At 31.5% G+C, this 19,809-nt stretch carries 15 protein-coding genes; 13 read left to right on the top strand and 2 right to left on the bottom strand.

What is annotated here, in order from left to right:
• Positions 1-206: 206 nt before the first annotated feature.
• Both C1I91_RS15930 and C1I91_RS15925 read left to right on the top strand, forming a co-directional pair.
• Positions 207-485 carry a hypothetical protein gene (locus C1I91_RS15930; protein ID WP_128213746.1) on the top strand — a complete coding sequence of 93 codons (279 nt, stop codon included), beginning with the start codon at positions 207-209 and terminating at the stop codon, positions 483-485.
• Positions 486-706: 221 nt separating this feature from the next.
• Positions 707-1,408, top strand: coding sequence for a CPBP family intramembrane glutamic endopeptidase (locus C1I91_RS15925; protein ID WP_164880557.1), 702 nt, complete (start codon positions 707-709; stop codon positions 1,406-1,408).
• Positions 1,409-1,681: 273 nt separating this feature from the next.
• Here C1I91_RS15925 and C1I91_RS15920 read toward each other — a convergent pair whose 3' ends face one another.
• Positions 1,682-3,484: a DUF2207 domain-containing protein gene (locus tag C1I91_RS15920; protein ID WP_128213744.1), complete on the bottom strand. Its 1,803-nt coding sequence runs from the start codon at positions 3,482-3,484 to the stop codon at positions 1,682-1,684.
• Between the two features lie 332 nt (positions 3,485-3,816).
• On the opposite strand from C1I91_RS15920, the gene C1I91_RS15915 reads away from it, so the two are divergent.
• The 6 genes from C1I91_RS15915 (at position 3,817) to C1I91_RS15895 (ending at position 13,763) form a co-directional block, all read left to right on the top strand.
• Entirely contained in the window at positions 3,817-6,120 is a 2,304-nt protein-coding gene (locus tag C1I91_RS15915) for a VWA domain-containing protein (RefSeq protein ID WP_128213743.1), read from the top strand.
• Positions 6,121-6,146: 26 nt separating this feature from the next.
• Positions 6,147-8,927 carry a tubulin-like doman-containing protein gene (locus C1I91_RS15910; RefSeq protein WP_128213742.1) on the top strand — a complete coding sequence of 927 codons (2,781 nt, stop codon included), beginning with the start codon at positions 6,147-6,149 and terminating at the stop codon, positions 8,925-8,927.
• 14 nt (positions 8,928-8,941) lie between these two features.
• The gene (locus C1I91_RS15905; RefSeq protein ID WP_128213741.1) at positions 8,942-11,080 is read left to right on the top strand and encodes a zinc metalloprotease; all 2,139 of its coding nucleotides are present in this window, start codon (positions 8,942-8,944) and stop codon (positions 11,078-11,080) included.
• Positions 11,077-12,138: a hypothetical protein gene (locus C1I91_RS15900; RefSeq protein ID WP_128213740.1), complete on the top strand. Its 1,062-nt coding sequence runs from the start codon at positions 11,077-11,079 to the stop codon at positions 12,136-12,138. The genes C1I91_RS15905 and C1I91_RS15900 overlap by 4 nt, the downstream gene beginning before the upstream one ends.
• 375 nt (positions 12,139-12,513) lie before the next feature.
• A complete protein-coding gene (locus C1I91_RS28235; RefSeq protein WP_164880556.1) occupies positions 12,514-12,666 on the top strand; it encodes a hypothetical protein in 153 nt (50 codons plus the stop codon).
• A gap of 431 nt (positions 12,667-13,097) precedes the next feature.
• Complete coding sequence (locus C1I91_RS15895) at positions 13,098-13,763, top strand: suppressor of fused domain protein (RefSeq protein WP_128216016.1); 666 nt, start codon at positions 13,098-13,100, stop codon at positions 13,761-13,763.
• 297 nt (positions 13,764-14,060) lie between these two features.
• Here the strand turns inward: C1I91_RS15895 and C1I91_RS15890 are convergent, their stop codons facing one another.
• Entirely contained in the window at positions 14,061-15,473 is a 1,413-nt protein-coding gene (locus C1I91_RS15890; RefSeq protein ID WP_128213739.1) for an MATE family efflux transporter, read from the bottom strand.
• 533 nt (positions 15,474-16,006) lie between these two features.
• On the opposite strand from C1I91_RS15890, the gene C1I91_RS15885 reads away from it, so the two are divergent.
• The 5 genes from C1I91_RS15885 to C1I91_RS15865 all read left to right on the top strand — a co-directional run bounded on the left by C1I91_RS15885 (position 16,007) and on the right by C1I91_RS15865 (position 19,809).
• The gene (locus tag C1I91_RS15885; protein WP_128213738.1) at positions 16,007-16,459 is read left to right on the top strand and encodes a DUF2975 domain-containing protein; all 453 of its coding nucleotides are present in this window, start codon (positions 16,007-16,009) and stop codon (positions 16,457-16,459) included.
• 9 nt (positions 16,460-16,468) lie between these two features.
• Positions 16,469-16,678, top strand: a complete 210-nt coding sequence (locus C1I91_RS15880) for a helix-turn-helix domain-containing protein (RefSeq protein WP_128213737.1) — start codon at positions 16,469-16,471, stop codon at positions 16,676-16,678.
• A 541-nt stretch (positions 16,679-17,219) separates the two neighbouring features.
• Positions 17,220-18,290, top strand: a complete 1,071-nt coding sequence (gene buk / locus C1I91_RS15875; protein ID WP_128213736.1) for a butyrate kinase — start codon at positions 17,220-17,222, stop codon at positions 18,288-18,290.
• Positions 18,291-18,470: 180 nt separating this feature from the next.
• The gene (locus C1I91_RS15870) at positions 18,471-19,031 is read left to right on the top strand and encodes an RNA polymerase sigma factor (protein WP_238475797.1); all 561 of its coding nucleotides are present in this window, start codon (positions 18,471-18,473) and stop codon (positions 19,029-19,031) included.
• Entirely contained in the window at positions 19,024-19,809 is a 786-nt protein-coding gene (locus C1I91_RS15865) for a hypothetical protein (protein ID WP_128213735.1), read from the top strand. Before C1I91_RS15870 ends, C1I91_RS15865 begins: the two co-directional genes overlap by 8 nt.

The following is a 19,809-nucleotide window of genomic DNA, read 5'->3' as shown; positions in this document are numbered from 1 at the left end:
TTAAATAAATTTAAACGAAGTTTGCAGCTATAAATAATAGGATTACTTAAATGGTAATCTTATTATTTCGTTTAAGGGAAAGAAAAAATTAAAAGGCGTATTCAAGTGATGTATATACAAAAAAACAATAAAAAGTTATAATATGGAATATAAACATAAAATTAGTATTTGATATTATAGTAAAAGCAGTTTGGAGGTGAACTTATTTGACATTTTCAGATGCAAGAAAACTTGACTGGGATAAGACAAGAGTAAAAGGGAAGAAGAGCTTTATATTAATGCGTGGAGTATTTCCATTTGCATTAGGATCAATTCTTGCTGTTACAAGTGATATATTCGTTACAAATTATATAAATAGTAAGTCATCATTTAGTTTCCAGCACATGATTATACAGTACTTTGGTAGCTTAATTTTTTGCAGTTTATGTGGCGGATTATATGCGAATAGTATTTGGAAAAGCAATGTTAAGAACTTTGACAAATAAAACTTGTAGCATACATGGCTATAAAAGCTTTCTGAAAGGTAATTTAAATTATGCATAACTTAAAAAAGGTTGCTAAAGCTCATGAAATCCCAACGTTCATTGTGTTGACGTTAGGGTTATCATATCTTTTTTGGGGGTGTTTATATGCCTCATCTAAAGGGTTCATAACAAAGTCTATATATCTATCTATGTATATACCACTATATATAATAGGTGGGTTTATGCCAAGTGTTGTTGCTATATTTCTTATAAGTCATCTTCATGGAAAAATTGGGATAAAGGCAATATTTGAAAAGTTAAGAGTACATAGTGTTAAAAAAATCTATTATGTATTTATATTTTCTTTTACCATAGCATCAATTATTATACCTAAACTTATTTGTATTGCTATTGGATACAAGTATGAATTTACTATCAATTCTAGATTTTCTAATAGTGGCAGTTCTATTTTTTATATTGTATTTTATTTCTTTGCAATAATGCTTTTTGGTGGTGGCGTTAATGAAGAGTTTGGCTGGAGAGGATTTTTATTACCAAGACTTCAAAGAAAACTACATCCCTTTACTGCAAGTGTAATATTAGGCATCATATGGTCAGTTTGGCACATTCCTTTGTTTGCTATTACGCCAGATAATTATCTTATAGGTAATTTAGGTGTTGGATTAAGTTTTACTTTTTATGTCATTGAAACAATTTGGCTAACAACCATATTTACATGGTTATATAATCGTACTAAGGGAAGTCTTTTGGCAGTAATTTTATTTCATACAATGGATGATACTGTTCTATTGATAGCAAATATTAATAATGGCCAATTCAACATGTATTTAATTATTTTAAATCTATTAAGAGTAACAGTTTTCTGTTTTATCTTAATTGATATGTTTAAGAATCCTTCTAATAAAGTAATTATCGTAGAATAAAATAGTCCATAAAGCTAAAAGTTACTAGTTTTATCGACTATTTTTAATGTCTAGAAATTATAAAGTTTATTATTGCCTAAACCTAGAGATATAAAAGCTTATGACAGCTTGCTAGGATATAGATTTAAATTAAAACCTACTAGCTTATAGATTTTCCTTATATCCATTAGAAAAAGCTGATGCACAAAAAAATCACTGAAGAAAAGATACTTCAGTGACCTTTATTATTATTGAATAGGTAATAATTCTTTGCTGTCCTGGCTTTCTAAAATTTTAAAATGCTCCAGAGTCTCCCCCTCCAAAAGAGCCACTATCTCCACCAGAGGTGAAACCGCCACCGTCTCCGAAGCCACCGCCATCTCCAAAGCCACCAGAATTATTAGAGCTATTATCGGTGGTATTGTCTCTTATCTGACCTTCAAAGTTATCGAAGAAATCATAATAAACGAAGTTAAGGTAATGCATGTTATAGAATAAAGGATCTGAGGTTAGATAGTCATCGCTTATCATGTTAGGAGCAAAGTCTATCACTTTATCTACTAAGCCTAAGGCAAGGGCATAGGGTAAGTATTTTTTCCAAAGTTCTAAGTCTAAACTATCTTTTGTAGCAGAACTCATGCTATTAGTCAAAAACTTTTTAAAAGCTAACCACTTTAATTTTTCATTGTGATAGGTATTAGTTAAAACCTTACGATTTCGAATCTTTGTGTAAAAAGGCTTAGAATCTGCTTCTTGTTCTATTAAGCTAACCCAGTTATCAAATAGATTTTTAAATTCTCTTGCAGTTTCACGATCATTGGTTTGTTCTTCTATATGTTTTAGTGATATAAAAGAAGCGTCTCCATAGGAAGAAAGCCATTCAATCAGATGTCTTTCTTGCAAAGAGCAGCTATCTAAAGCTTCGGTATTTATAGTGAAGACAAAATCTATCTCTTCAGTGTCTTTAGAAATATGCTTTTTCTTCGTATAAGTGTTCTTAGTATATTTCAATACATTTCTTACGGATAAATCCATTAAGGTTGAGATCATATCTTTAATATCAATAGATTTATTTATAAGATAGGTCACTAAGGCTGGACTAAGGTCACTAGGCAATGAGTCGTAATAATCAGAAGTGAATGGCGGCTCAGTACTTCTGTATTCATCTAATTCTTTTTCAAATTCCTTTTTTTCTTTAGTTTTGAGGGCTACTACGATAACTATAAATAAAACAATACCTATAATAGCAAAGATAGCGCTGCTATCATCCTTTTTTGTATTGTAATAGTGTAGTTCATTAGCATCTGGGAGATTCACTGAATTATTAATATTATTGTTGTTGCTATTACTATTATTATTTTCAGTGTAAGCATTATTTTTTTGCTCATTATAAATTCTATCGTAGGCAGCTTCATTTACTATCTTTTTAGCTGATTGCAGGTAGTCCGGTGGAAAGAGTATACGGCAACCAAAATATTCACCAGCATTCAGTTTTGATACCTTAAATAAAAAAGTATTGTCATCTGTTTTACTTGAATTACCTGAGGCAGGACCTATTCCCCAGAACTTTGAATCTTTAACATTACCTGATGGAAAATTTACTTTTAAAGAAAGATTATTTATATCCACATTAGAGGAATTCTCATAGAACCTCTCATTTAACTCTCCAGCATCGTTATATTTGGTAGCAGCACCAAGAAGGTTGTACTTAATGTTAAATTTCACAACTTTGTTACTATTCTTAGAATATATAGTTAGTTTCTTATAAGTTCCGTCTGTAACTATGGAATAGCTACCATTTTCTTTACTATCATTATTTTTAAATAATACTTTATTTGACTCGTCTAAAACACTAACTTCAATATTCTCCACTCCGGAGGTTTCCTTAAAATTAATATTTCTAGTGATACCATTAAAATCACCTTTGAAATTATAGTCATAGGTCTCTGAAACAGCAATATCACCGGAAGTGTTTACAGTTGCGTCAATGTTTAGACTATCAATAGAAAAACTTCTAGTATCGGCAAAGGCATTATGCACTGGTAGTAAAAATATGAAAAGTAAAAAGGCTGTTAGATATTTAAAGTATTTTCTCATAATTTTCTCCTTAAGCTAAATATAGTTATATTTTACAGTAAAAAATTCCCTAAAGCCAATTTTTTTAGAGAATTTTTTTGCGCATATACCTTTGCAAATGTATATGAGGAAAATCTGGCAGGCGAATATGATTTGTTTTTACTGGTTACCCTAAATAGCTGTTCTAAACCCTTGATATTGTTGGGTTTATATAGCAAGGAAGTCATACTTTCCTAAACAGTAAAAGTATTGCATAGACAGCATATATATAGGATTGTCTTTACAGCTTTAGTTCTAATATATAGAACTTTTAAATAGTATATTAAGGTATATCTATTTGGGAGGAGAGAAAGTTGAGAGAAAGAAAAAGAAGGAAACTACATATTATGGCTTTACTTATAGCTATTGCATTAGCTATCTGTAACGCTGGTATAGTTAATAAGATAAAAATTGTTAAAGCTGCAGAACAAGTTCAAGAAAAGAATCTAATCATTTTAATAGATAAATCAGCAAGTATGCAGCAAACGGATCCCTTTAGGTTGTCCTTGGTGGCAGGCTCTATGCTTATGGACACTTTAAATGAAAAAGTAAATGTAAATGTAATAGGCTTTGGAGAAAATCTAGCCTATGCAAAAAAGCTTAGTGAAAAGCCATCAAGAGAAAGTTTGAAAGGTTTCTTACAGTCCATAAAGTTTCAAGATAGAGGCACAGATCTTAAGGAAGGGCTAAAGGAAGCTATAGCTCAGTTAGACGGAGTATCTGGAGATAAATCTATTGTTGTGCTCTCTGATGGAAAAGAAGACCCAGTAGCTGGCCTCACAGCAGAACATATAAGTGAGCTTAATGACTTAGTGAAAAAAGCTTATTCCTCAAAAATAAAGATTAATACAATTGGCCTTTCTAAGGATGTGGATCAAAACAGATTGAACTCCATAGCCTTTAATACAAATGGAGACTTTTTATACTGCGAAAATCCAGCTGAGTTATTCAATGCCTTTAGTAAAATGCTTGGAGATATGGATGGCTTTTATACCATAGCTAACTATAATACAGAAAATAAGAAAAGTCAGGAAATTAAACTAAGTTCCATGATAGATGAAGTTATCATAAAGGTAGCTTCTTGTGAAAATAAATCACCTTTAGTTAGTGTAACTTCAAATGGCGAAGAGCTTCCATCAGATAAAAGCGATGAAACCTATAAGATATATAAAATAAAGAATGATAGCGATAAAACTCTGAAGATAGATAGCAAAGATACTTCAAAAAACTCAGTGATCGTTCAAATAAAGAGTAAAGCAGCTATAAACATGAATGCTACTCAAACCACTTTAAATATACCTAAAGGAATTCCTTTAGACTTTGATATAACCGTAGATAGTGATAAGAAAATAGACGGGGTTTACCTTCAGAAGAAGGAACAAGACAGCATTGAGAACATTAACAATAAAATAGGTGATGTTTTTAAATATCAATTTAATAAGGACAAGCCAGGACAATACCCAGTTACCTTTATAGCTCAAGATGGCAATGGGGGAATCGTGGGGGTTAAGGAGCTGGTAATATACGTAAATGATTATCCTCCCTTTTATTATGAACCAGCACTAGTAAAAGATATAAAACTAGGGGATAAGCTGAAAATTCAGTTAAAACCTAAAGACAATACCAAAGTATCCACCTTAGGCGGAACTGTGGTTATTGATGATGGTACAGAGAAAAAAGAATATCCCTTAAAGCTTGAAAATGGAATTCTTTCAAATGAAATTGAACTTAATAAAAAGGGCACAGTAAAGCTTACTACTTGTATTAATGGAGTGGTTAACAATGAAAGCTTCAGCTATTATCTCCCTTATGAAAAGGTGAATGTAATAGATAAGCCACTTATAGAAATCAATAAAGTTACTGCTGCAAAGAAAAGTTATAAACTAGGACAACCTGTAAGTTTAGATATAAAGCTGAATAAAGTCATATTATATGACAAAGAAATGGTAGAGGTTTTAGATGAAGACAAACATAAAATAGGAGAGTTTGAAGTGACGCCTAATGGTCCCAAAGAAATTTCAACTTCCATAAAACCTTTAAAAAATACAAGAAACCTGAAGCTTTACTTCAAAACAGATAAGGATGTAGTAGTTACAGAGGAAATGAATACAGGCTTAATAGTACTTTCTGGAGCTTTATATTATCTTAACTTATTTAAGGTTCCATTAATAATTGTAATTACCTTAGTTTTAATTTGCCTAGCATTATATGTTGTAGGTAGAAATTCTTATAAGAAAAACATACAGGACTATAGCCTTGCTAAAGAAATAGACTATAGTGTTGGTTCTAAATCTAATTCAATTAATCTTTCAATTAATTTACAGCAAAATACTATGTATTTGAATTTCAATAATAGACTTAAAAGTTTAAGTCTTGATGATGTAGACGAAGGTTCCATAGGTTATTTTATCCTTGAATTAGAGGATAAACCGGAATTCTTGCTAGGCTTAAAGTATTTAATTAAAAAAGAGGCTGTCTTCAAGTTTAACTACTGTGGCACAGAACCTCAAGAAATTCTTTATAACGAGGAGGAGATCGGTAGTGAAATAGCTTATACCTCAGGTGTAGAAATTTCTTTAAGTATTAAAAAAGAAAAAATTAGAGTTAGTTTTATGTAAAATTTATTATATTGTGGAGGTTAAGTATGTACAATATGGAAGTTCCAAAAGATATTATGCCCACACTGGTTATTGGGCTGGGAGGTACAGGCTTTCAGGTTATTAAGAGACTAAAAAAGCTGTTTAATAAAAGGTACAATACTAAAAAGCTGCCTATAAGATATTTGATTATCGATACGGACTTAAAATCCTTCTTGGATGATGACATAGATAATAATGAAAAGTGTCAATTAAGATTTGGGGAGGGGGTAAAGACCACCTTAGATTGGGCTTATAGCAACCCTTATTTTGATTGGCTTCCTAAAAATCCACCTATAACTCCTGATTTCTTTACCTCAACAGATCAGGGGGCAGGACTTATGAGACCTATTGGAAGATTATATTTAGCTAAGAATGCACAATTGGTGTATGATACTTTAAATACTGCTAAAAATGATCTGGTTGATCTTCATAAGGTGCTAACAGATGTTGGAGAAGCTTATCTGGAGAATATAGACAGACATAAAGTATATGTAGTTGGTTCTTTGGCTGGTGGAACAGGCTGTGGTACTTTTTTAGATGTAGCGGTTATGCTATCAAAGGTGTTTAACAGGGATAACACAAACATTATTGGTTTATTTACATTGGAAAGCTGTTATGATGATAAACTATCTTCTGATTTGGATGCTCAAAACAGAAGTAAGGCAAACTGTTACGCTGCTTTAAAGGAATTGGAGTTTTTTATGTCTTCTATAACCAATCCAGATGATGAAAAATACTCCTTTAACTATAACAATATAGGCGAGATAAAGCTTGAAAAGAAGATCTTTGATATTTGCTACTTACTTGAAAATAAAAATGAAATGGGTGGAGTGTTAACAAACATTGAAGATATCTATGATTTATGTTCTCTTCAGCTTTTCCAAGAGGTAGGTACAAGGTTAGGCTCTCAGCTAAGAGCTGACTATGCTAATTTTATATGTAAGGATAAGGATCCAGTATTAAAAAGAGATAGGCACTTTAGCACTTTTTCCTCTTCCTCAATGGAAGTACCAGTGGAGAATCTTAGAAGATATTGTGCTTATAGACTTACTTCGGAGATATTATCCAAGATAAACAATTGTAATGAAGAGGATAACACTGTAGAAGCAGCTAAAGCTTTAGCAGAAGACATTAATGAAGCTTTAGAAATTACAGACAGGCTTAAGGATTTTAGAGGAAGTAATAGATATAGTGGAAAGAAATATAGTGAGTTTATAGGAAAAAAAGCAAATCTAAGAAAGGCTGAGAATATCTGTGATGAAAGATATCAGCAATGGAAAAGTGATCTTGAGGAAAATAGAGAACAGGTAAGCAAGCTTATTAAGTCCTTTATAAATGAAAAAGCCATAGAATATGGGCTTAACAATTTAAATAGAATTCTCATGGAGCTAAAAGCAAGCTTTGCAAGTGACTATGAAAACTATGCGGACTATAACGGTAAAAGTACCATTGATAGGGCAAACATTGAAAACTCCATGGACAATATAAAAGATAAAAAAGTTAAAAATGGTAAGAGAGATGTAGATGGTAAATTAATCTCTGACTTTAACAAGTTTATTGATCAGAAATTTGGTGAGCTTGCATATAGAATCCATAAGAAAAAATACGATATGGCAGAAGATATTATAGATGACTGCAGAGCAAATATTAATGCCGTAATTGGTGATATAAACGCTTCTATTACTCAGGTTAACAATAGATTGAATAAAATTAACTATCAAGCAAATAAAAAATATGGTGGCAATATAATTTCTAGAGAGATGATAACTAGAGAGTTCTATGAGCATTATTATAATGAGAACTTTGGAAAGAATCTTACAGAAAAGGTTGCAGCAATGTTTAAGGAAGTAAGTATCATCTCAGTTATAAGAGAAGGAAAGGAAAGACTATTAGCTATCTGTGAAAAGGAGTTTGACAAGATCGATTCTAAAATTAACATAATGGAGATCTTAGAGCAAAATGCTAAGAATATGGACATGAGTATAAATGATTATGTTAAAGAACAACTGGAGATAACCTCTAAGCTGTCTAAACCTTTCTGGTCTGCAGTGAAGAACCCAGAGGTTTCCTGGACAGAATGTTATTATATTGGAGCAATAAAGGATGATAATATTACCAATGGCTTTACAATAAAGCCACAGGAGCCTATTGATAATTGGATAAGAAGTCAAACAGGAGAGAGATCAAGACAAGCAAGATATGTAGAAACCACAAATCCATATGCCATCGACGTAATTCATATAACCATGGGTGCCTGTGCAGCATATCTTCCAGATATAAAAAACTATAAACAGTTTTATCTGAGACTACTTTCATCAAAGGCCTATCCACTCCACCTTGACGAGGCGTATGTTGGACTTAGTGATTTAGACTTAGATACTGAAAAACTGATGGAAGATTATTATTTATCTCTAGCCTATGGGGTGATAATAAATGTAGATGGTGATTTTGTAAAAAATCTTATATATGATGAAAGCTATAAATATATATATACTTCACCATATTGTATAGAGTTTGAGGATAGTAAAGACCAATGTGAAGACTTCCCTGAAAATAAGGCAACAATAGATAAAAAATTGATTTTGGGCACTTCCCAAGAAGAGGTGCTTAAAAGATTAGCAGATGATAAGCAATTGGTGAAATTAATCCGTGATTTCATAGCAGCTATAGAAAAGAGCTTCAAAAAGGAACAGTTGAAAGAGCATATGATAAAATTTGTTTCAGATGAAGTAAACGAGAAAGATTTTATTGCTTATGAGAAAATCAAATATAAAACATCAGTATAGCAGAGGTGTTTTAAATGAATGAAGTATTTAATCCTTCATTAGTAATTTCCATAGGGCCTTCTGGGAAAAAGGCCCTTGATTTTTTTAACAATATGCTCTTAGAACTGCCAAAACATTTTTTAAACCTAATAGAGGGGGTTAATATAGATACTTTGGATGAACTACAAAAAAAGCTGCAGAACACCATTGACAATAAGCTGTTGTCAGCTTCAAATCTTAATAAGCTTGTGGACCTAGGCTATAAGGTTAGAAATGAAAATGTTGAAGAAGTTAAAATAGATATTTATTTGCTTTGGGATATGTATAGTTCTGAAATATCTGCCAGTGAGCTTATAGAAAAAATCTATGCCTTAAATTACGGTAATGTGGATAAGTGTCAAAATTCAGGGGTGTTATTATACCTCATACCTATAGTTGATAAAGAGTGGTTATATGAGGAAGATGAAAGATTGCAGGGTGTATATGAGTTAGCTAAAGTTTTTAATTTCATTACAAAGCAGGAAAATATGATTAATATTGACTCAAAGATTTATCTTCTGCACAGTATTTCAAAGGATGGTACTAGAATTTCAAAAGAGGAGCTAGAGTATGTGTGCTCTCACTTGATTTACTACAATATAATTCCTTCCAAGCAGCCACCTTTAGCCTACTTTAATCAAAGGATACTGATGCATGAAAGTGAATTTAAAATAGGTACCATTGGTATATCAGCCTTAGCGGTTCGAAAGGACAAGCTCCTCAAGGAATTTTCAGAGTATCTTACCTCTGATTTGCTTGAACATATAGTGAACTTTGAAAAGAAGATAAATTATAGTTCTTACGATAGCTTTAGAAAGCTTAAGAGTAGTGCTCATATTAAGGAACTTAAAAGTGAAGTGCCGCTTATTGATGGAGATGAACCAACCTTAAGGTTTAATGAGGAGTTAAAGGTGAATCTAACAGAAGACATTTGGGAATATCCTCATATAATGAAGAACTGGGAAGGTGTATTTGAACAAAACTATCTTGGAGAAATAAAGCGAAGAATAGATGAGAACTCTAAAAACATTATGAGCAAGGCTAAAAATTCAATTAACATAGAGGTAAATGAATTAATTTTAAAATATGGGTTAAAACAAGGGCAAAACTTTTTGCTAGATTTATTGAAAACTACCAGTAATCAATCAGCAGGTCATGGGACAAAAGAGCCTAAGGATATAAGTTTTCTAAATGAAAATTTAAAAAAGAAGGTACTTAACTACCCTAATTGGATAGGTTTCATAATAAAGATAGTTATCCTTATAACCTTTTTAATTTATTCCTCTTACAGTTTGTTATTTCCTTTTATGAAGGTTTGGCTTCGGGTTATTTATATTGTGCTGCTAATAGGATTAATAACCTCTTTGACTTGGCTTGATTACAATTATAAGGTTAAAAGGTTCAAGGATTTTATTAAAGCTTATATTGAAGAGGTTTATAAAAATTCTGGTATCTTAGTTAAGCAATATATTGAACGAAAATTAGCAGAGGTCCAAAAATTAATAATAGATTTTATTAGCGAAAAGCTTAAGGAAGTAGCTGACGGACTTGAGAACTGTGAGAGACTAAGAGAAGATCTTGAAGTTATAACAGACGATAATGAGGAATATGAAGCTAACCTTATAACTAACTTATTAGATTATGAAGATAGAAGAAGCTTCTATGAGCATCAAAGTAAGGATATTAATAGTATCTATTTAGGACTTTCAGCCAAGCTCTCAGACTTTACTGAGTTTCGTAATGAAGCAATTAAGAAAACACTAGAAACATACACTAGAGAAGTTGCTAATAGTTATATATCTATAGATTTCTTTGAATTTTTGAAGTTTAAATACGGTGAGGACTTGAACAGTGAGATTTCTAGCTGGATAGATAAAGGAGTAATTAAGTCTAAGGAATTGCTTCAATATAACAATACGAAGGACCTGGAGATTCATAAGATGTTTTTAGCAACAAAGGAGTTTAAAGAAGCTACCAAAGAAATAATAAGTAAAAAGTTAAATGGTTATGAGATCTCAAGCATTGATGGAGAGGATATATTCACTAACAGCATATCCATCATCAAGCTGACCTTAGGAGTAGAACTTAGTAGCATAACTCCTTTTATGAATATAAAGGAGGCTGATTCTATATGATAGAATTTATTGCACTATTTTTAGTAATACTTTTTTATGTTATTCCTTTAAATATAGTGTTGTATAATATCTGTGAAAGTTTTTCAGAATACCTTTTGAATAACTATCCCAATCCCCCTTTTAAGTTTTTGCTTTATATATCTTCAGATTATTTACCGCCTACCATATACGTTGTAACCTTTATAATTATATTCTTGCTGCTTTATTTCTTGTTAAGTAGTGTGGTAAGAAAAAGTTTATTTATATTTAAGGACATAGACATAAGCAAATATACCATAATAAAGTACTCAAAAGGGCAGAAGTCAATGAATATAATAGCTAGAATTCTCATCATTGCTCTACTGGTGCTGCAATGGTATGTTGAAGTTATAAACATCAGAATTATAGTTTTAGGAGTACTTTGCTTTGTATTCATTTTTAAAGAATTAAAACCTAGAAAAATAAGAAAAACTATTGAAAATGCTGCAAGTTACAAGGAAAGAACTACAAAGAAAGAATTGGTGGTAGACGATAGTGAGAGCTATATTGATTTTAAATGGACTTACGAATTAGACGCCTTGGATATAAAGAAACCTATTGAGTTTAATATACGGTTTGATAAGAAAGCTAACTATATGGTGAAGGATAAGGCCACCATGCTAGAAATCGAAAAGAATGTAAGGGATTTTAGTGCGAAAGTAAAAAACCTATGTGATTATAATAACTTAGACAATTTTCATAAAATCTATGCTGTATACTCACTATTAAGTAAATTTAAAATTGAAAATTCAATAGAGAACTCAGAGCGAACCAATCAAACTCCTTCTGAAACGTTAGCTAAACAAGCTGGCAATGATTATTCCATAGGTATTTGCGCCTCTACCATACTAAGGGCCATGACCATGGAAGTAAAAGAACTTGAAATTCCGTCAAAGGATGGAGGTACAAAGCTAGCTCTAGCAGTAGAAGGTGCAGATGAGTTAGTAGGAAATTACTATGTCAGTGATAACAAGCAATATTTTTACTGCCAGTTAGGAGAAAATAATGATTTTATAGTAGGGGAAGTACCAAAGGCCTAAGGTATGCAATTATTGATTGTGATGGATGGTTTGAATCTAGGATCTATAGAAATTAAGTGTTTAGTCATTTGATTAAAAAGCAGGTCTTTATAGAGTTACTAACTCAACTATTAATTTATATAAGCCTGATGATCCCAGGAAGCGGGTATCATATTATCCCAATAACCCGAGATTTTTGCACATGCATAACTTAAGCTTTCGTAATGGAACTCTATATAGGGTTCCTAGCTCAACTATTAATTTATACGTGCCCGAAAATCCCCAGAAACCGCGATTTTCGAACAAGTATAAATTAAGTTTCGATATATGAACCCTATAGTAACTGCTATACAAAATCATCATAGTATATATTAATAATATACCAAGGTGATAAGTATGGACAAAGTAATAGATATTGCTAATGTTGTATTATATAAAAAAGCCTGTGAGGTACTTAGAAAAAACAAGATTCCTTTTTATGAAGAAAAACTAAGAAACGACGCTGAGCTTTGCAAAAAAATAATAGAACTGCTGGAGAGGTATGATTAAAAAGTATGCTGATTTTAATTTTCAGCATACTTTTTTCATTTTATATAAAAGGAAAATGTGTAAGCTTATAGAATATTTAAAATAGGAATTTTTAAGTTTATGTATGGAATGTTGATGTTTTCAATATATGATCTAAAAAGACTATCCTTGTCAATAATAGAAACTCATCTAATGTGAGCCTGATTAATGTTATTTAGTATGCAGCAATGTATTTAAAAAATGTGTGTGGCTATTTTCTTCATAGTTTTAACAAGGAAAAATGTACTTGATGAAGGGATATTGCTGTGTAGTAAATATTTAAATATAAAAAGTTAAAACAACAATTATTTAATACATACCAATATAGAGCTAAATATATGTATATTGGATACAAAGAATTGTTTTTACATGAATTGTACATCTATACAAATTATTATTTGAAAGGAACAAGTATGGGAATATTCGATAAGTTCAAGAAGAAAATAGAAAAAGAGGAGCCTAAAGCTGAAGAGGTTGTGATGGATGGCTGGAAAGCTATTGAAGCTGAGTGCTTGAAGCTCTATCCAGGACAGACTGATCCTAAACATTATGGAACACTTATTTCTTGGAGGCTTGGAGGTAATGACCCTCTAGATGGAATCAGTATTTACGATGGAGGGGACTATTATCACTTCGTTACATATGGTCTATCAGAACTTTATGAGAAAGAGTTTAAAAATAAAGAATATAGTGGTTACGGCTTTGAATTAACAGTGAAGTTAAAGAAGGGAGGATTAGAGGATGAAGAAGCAGCAATTCGAGGAATGTGTGGAATTCTTCAAGCTATAGCAAGATTAACCTATAATGAAGGAGAGATATTTCAACCAGATGAGTATATCTATACAGGGCAGACTTCTGGCATGGACCCTAAGGGGCAGTCGTTAATTACAGGTTTTATTACACATCTAGATAAGCTTGGAGAAATCAATACTCCAAATGGAAAGTTACAGTTTGTTGAGCTTATAGGGGTGACGGATGCAGAATTGAAAGCTATTATTGACAAGAAGTTAAATGTAATGGAATTATTTGATAGATTAGGTTCAGAATGCACAGATTATAAGCGTGAAAGTCTGTTTTAACTATCTATTAAGGTGTAATCTTCACTAGTTGAACCTAGTAACTTCAAAGACTTAGAACAGTAATTTAGAGTGAGCAGAAAAAAATTAGTATTGGATCTTTCCTAAAGAATAGTAAAAGCTATGCGTAGTAAGTTCATTAAATGACCTTACTATGCACAGCTTTTATTTATATAATAGTAATAATATTAGCTGTTTTACATGATTGATAATAATCAAAGCATCGGATGACTGACCATTCAATTTTATAACGGTACTTTAACATAGCTATAATTTTAATACTTTATGAAGAGTATAATTTTAGCTTGTTCTAGAAGCAAGTTTTTTATTTGAGTTGTCAACATCATTTTCCTTTTTAGCTATTGAAGACACCCACTTTATTCTCAAGATTAAAATAGTGGTAATAATAGCCGCCATGTAGTTGGAGAATAAATTGCCCCAGAAAACTGAGTAAAATCCAAGTACGTGCTCTGTAGCTAAAATAAATACATATCTTAAAAGCCAAATCCTAAGAAAGCTCATTATTAATGGGATTCCTGTACGTCCTAGTCCTATAAAGGCCCCTTGTTGAACCATGCATATTCCAAAACCTATTACAGAATAAGTGTAAATATGCAGAGATTTGTTTGCTATCTGAAGTACCTCAGAATTATTAGTAAATAAAACTGTTAGATATGGGGATAATGGTACAACTATAGCTATCAAAAGTGCTGCCGTAATAGCACTAACTATGCAGCCTTGAAAACAGGATTTTCTTGCCTTTTCACTTTGTCCAGCGCCTACGTTCATACTTACCATAGTGGTTATGGAAGAACCAAAGGCTGATGGGAGGATGAAACATACTGAGGTTATGTTTCCGGCTATCCCTTGTCCTGTAAGAACGATGGCACCATATTTTTCAATCTCATTGTTTATGAGGAAAAATCCTAAACTAAGCATTAAGCTTGATAGCATTGAGGGGATTCCTAGCTTGATTAGTTTAAATAAAACCTTAAAATCAAACTTGAAGCCCTTTATTATAAGCTTGTCATCTCCTTCTTTAATAAACAATTCATAAAACATCCAAATGCAGATAAGCAGATTTGCAGCAAAGGAGGACATAACTGCTCCTATAAGACCAAAATGAAAAACAGCAATAAACAATACATTAAATATAAGCTTTAAAATCAGCATCAGCATCATTCTTATAAAGGTAGCTTCAGGCTTTCCGTTGGCGTTTTTTATAGAGTTATATATTGCTTCAAGAAATAAAAAAGGCAATACTAAAGAATTTAAAGAAAGATACAAAAAAACGTCATGAGATATTTGTGGGTCAACTCTACTAGATATAGGAAAAGCTATGAAGTAAAGTACTGGTGCCATTATTAGCCCTATGATAAAAGCAAAAACCACAACCTGAGTTGAAACATATTTTGCCTTCTTATAATTTCCTCTACCATTCATTTGTCCAATTATAGCAATTGCAGCAACGCTAAGACCTTGAGAAAGAGCTATAGCCATATTTATAATAGGGCCAGAATAGGTAATAGCGCTAGCACCTATAGTTCCAACTATATTATTAATGAAAATCCCGTCCATTACTGGGATTATTGATTGAACTAGTCCCATCATCAGTGTAGGGACTGAAAGTAAGAAAAGCGTTGAAAGTATTGATCCATTTAGGATTAAATCACGTCTTTCTTCAGTGTTTTGATGTAAAAAATTCAATTTCATATCTATTTTCACCAGCTTTCAGTTAAGTAATTACTGTCTTAGTACTTATATACAGTGTGTAAAATAAACCATTATTAAGTATAGACTCAAATAAAAGCACCTTCAAACATAGAGCATAGTAGAAATTTAGACTTATTTGGGTAAGATAGCCATATATGACTTCTTAAGGTGATATGTCGTAGGAGAGGAAGTTTTGGAATATATAGATAATCAATATATCTCTAATTATCCAGTAAATATTTTTAACTTACAATGTGGCATTCCATGTTACACTTAGCTTTACAAAAACTCCCTTTCGCTTGAAAAAATCTGGGTTTAAAATAGGAAAGTGAAATTTTGTTAATAAAAATTAAATTGTAATTTTCAAATATTGCTTTTCAATTTAAAAAATGGCCTCTCGTCTTTCAATTAACCACTTAATCACTCAATAGTTGAAGCTGAAACCCTATTGTAAAGTAATACAATAAACCTTTATTGATAAACAATAAAAGTTGTGTTATATTATATTTATAACTTAAAGAGAGGTGCCTTTTATGAAACGATATTCGACAATTCTTTTAAAGATAGCGGTTATTTTAATTGGAATTCCAGTGCTTGCACTATGCATATTTTGGTTGCCTGGATTTATAAACTATCTTCCTCATGGTATAATAATCGGAGTGTATGCTACGGCGATACCATTTTACTATGCACTTTTTCAGGCTTTAAGGCTATTAAGCTTTATAGATAAGAATAAAGCTTTCTCCGAATTATCTGTAAATGCTTTGAAGAATATAAAATATAGTGCATTAACAATCAGTGGTATATATGCTGTAATTGCCCCTTTTATATATCCTATAGCAGATAGAGACGATGCACCTGGTTTATTAGCATTCCCGCTAATATTTATATTTGTATCAATTGTAGTTTCAGTGTTTGCTGCTGTACTTCAAAGACTTTTAAAAGAGGCAATAGACATAAAGACAGAAAATGATCTAACAGTCTGAGGTGATAAGATGGCAATTATAATTAATATTGATGTGATGCTGGCTAAGAGGAAAATGAGTGTAACAGAACTTACAGGGAAGGTAGGCATTACTATGGCAAATCTCTCTATACTAAAGAATGGAAAGGCAAAGGCTATTAGATTCTCTACTTTAGAGGCAATTTGTAAGGCTTTGGACTGCCAACCTGGTGATATCTTAGAATATAGAGAGGATACATAAACTAGAAGTTATATAACCACTTAATTTAATCAATAGTCTTAAACATAGCTTGTAACTAAAAACTTTATATATTATCTTTTCGTAAGAATACTATAGGTATCTAACTTCATCTATTAATTTAGTTTTCGTAAAGAATACTTATATAAGGATATACCGCTTCAATCCATAATTTATTTTCAAGACTACTCTAGATTATTAGGGGAGAATTTGAAAATATAAATTTTAATATGAAGCAGTATGTCTATAGACGAACCCCATAACTACTGAAGAATATATCAGTAATTATGGGGTTCGTCTTATTTTCTTCAGAGTTCTTAATTATTGTTCGCAGAATTATCTTATGGAGTTATAAAAAAATAGTTTGCTTGTCTATAGATATACCAGTTCAAAGTAAAGCTTTCGATGAATCTGCAAAGCTTTATTTTGATAAGTTTTATTTTGAAGTAGTATGGCTATAACAATAGTAATTTTTATGGTATAAAAAAATCTATTGTAGGAAAAATTTAATAATATAAGGTAATAAGATTAACGGAGGAATATTATGGCTTATAAATTATTAATAATAAACCCAGGTTCAACATCAACAAAAATATCAGTATTTGAAGATGAAAAAGAGATATTAGGAGAGACTTTAAGGCATCCATCAGAAGAAATAGGTAAATTTAAAAATATACTAGAGCAGCAAGGCTTCAGGACAGAGGTTATATTAAATACTCTTAAAAATAACAATGTGGACGTAAAAGAATTGGATGCCATTGTGGGAAGAGGTGGACTCTTAAAGCCGATACCTAGTGGTACTTACACAGTAAATGATAAAATGCTACAAGACCTGAAAGAGGGAGTAAATGGTGAACACGCATCTAATTTAGGTGCCATAATTGCAAAGGAGATAGCTGCTTCAATAGGAAAAGCTGCATTTATTGTGGATCCTGTTGTTGTTGATGAAATGCAAGACTTAGCTAGAATATCTGGAAACCCTGAGCTTCCAAGAAAAAGTATCTTTCATGCGTTAAATCAAAAGGCAGTGGCCAAAAGATATGCTAAAGAAAACTCTAAGAAATATGAAGAGCTAAACATTATAGTAGCTCATATGGGTGGAGGAGTTTCAGTAGGTGTACATGAAAATGGAAAGATAGTTGATGTAAACAATGCATTAGATGGAGATGGACCTTTTTCACCAGAAAGAAGTGGAGGAGTTCCTGCAGGAGATTTGGCTAGATTATGTTATAGTGGCAAATATACACTTGATGAAATATTGAAAAAGATAACAGGTAAAGGTGGATTTGTAGCTTATCTTAATACTAACGATGCAAGAGCAGTGGAAGAAGCTGCCTTACAAGGAGATGAAAAAGCTAAGCTAATCCATGATGCAATGGGCTATCAAGTAGCAAAGGAAATTGGAGCAGCAGCCACAGTACTTAATGGAAAGGTTGACGCTATTATTCTCACTGGAGGAATGGCTTACGGAAAGCCAATGGTAAATTTGATTAAGGAAAAAGTAAGCTATATAGCACCTGTTATTGTTTATCCAGGAGAAGATGAGATGCTTGCACTTGCTCAAGGAGTGCTTAGAGTTCTTAATAAAGAAGAAGAAGTAAAAGAATATATATAATTGCAGTAAATCAAGAAGTGGTCTTATAGTAGGCTGCTTCTTTTCATTTTTAAAAATTAGAATATAATGATATAAGAATAATTCGTAAAAATAAAAAATAAAAGTTTTAAAACTATTTTTTGTTTTATTACGAATACTATTATGTACCGGTACAAGGGAGTTTTATGTTAGGAGGAAAAGATGATAGACCATGAATTAAAACTTATAAAAAATATTCAGAAAAAAGGTCACAGAGAATCAGCTAATTTGCTTATTCAAGCTTATTATAAAGAAATTTATGGCTACGTCTTTAAACAAATATACTGTAGAGAATCAGCGGCAGATATAACACAAGAAATTTTTATTAGCATGGTTAGATCTATAGATAATTATGAGGAGAAAAGATGCTCTTTTAGGACTTGGCTTTATAAAATATCTAGTAATAAAATAATTGATTATTATAGATCAAAAAGCTATAAACAATGGACAAACTATCAACCAATTGAAAATGTGGAATTTGGTGCTTATGAGAATATAGAGGATGATTTTATACAAGGCGAAAGTATAAAGGAAGTTATGAGTGTAGTCAATGACTTTGATGCCAACTCTCAGCAGATTTTTAGAATGAAGCTTTTTGCTGAAATGACCTTTAAGGAAATCGGAAAGGTACTAAACCTTAATGAGTCTACAGTAAAAACTAAATACTACAGCTTAATAAATAAAGTTAGGGAAAAACTTGAGGAGGTGAGAACTAATGAGTGATAACAAAGAAAAGATTATTAAAGAAACTATGGACAGTACAGAAGGTTATCTTAATGAAGTACAAATGGATATTGATGTTATTTTAGATAAAGGATTAAAGGGAAAACAAGGATTTTTTAGTTACTTAAATTCTGTCAGAAAAGAATTAGGTATTAGATATATATTTAATGACAAGAGCGAGCTTGCATTTATCACAATACTCTTAGTTCTTGCATGTGGGTTCTTCGGCTTACAGCTTAGTAGTATTAGTAGTACTAATTTAAACTTCATTTATAGATTAAAGGCTTTTACTATTGGCACGGCACCTATTATATACTTCGCTATTTGTTCCTATGGTTTTATAAGCAGTAAGATTAATAGGGTTTATGAGCTACAGGCAACTTGTAAGTATAATTTCTATAACCTTACAGCTATAAGAATGTTTATTTTTAGTATCGCATCAATGTTAGTAAATACTGTAGTTATAAGTTTCATGTATTTAATAAAAAGAAATTTCAATGCTATAGAAATTATTCTATTATCCATAACTTCTTTGTTTATATTTTCTGCATTATATATATTAACCTTAACAAGATTAAAGGGTAACAATTATAAGTATATTTTAATGGCACTGTGGTTAATTACGGCTGTAGTAGCCGGATTTCAATTTGATAGTAAGTTTATGAAGACACTAGATAATATATCTTGGTATATACATTTAATAATCACCTTTATTGCTGCATCAATCTATATGAAGAGCCTAAGACATTTAATGAAGGTGAAAAAGGGAGAGATTTAG

This window comes from Clostridium manihotivorum, assembly GCF_004015185.1.
Classification (GTDB): Bacteria; Bacillota; Clostridia; order Clostridiales; family Clostridiaceae; genus Clostridium_AR; species Clostridium_AR manihotivorum.
Note: the sequence above shows the minus strand (reverse complement) of the source record. Positions and strands in the feature narration are given on the sequence as shown.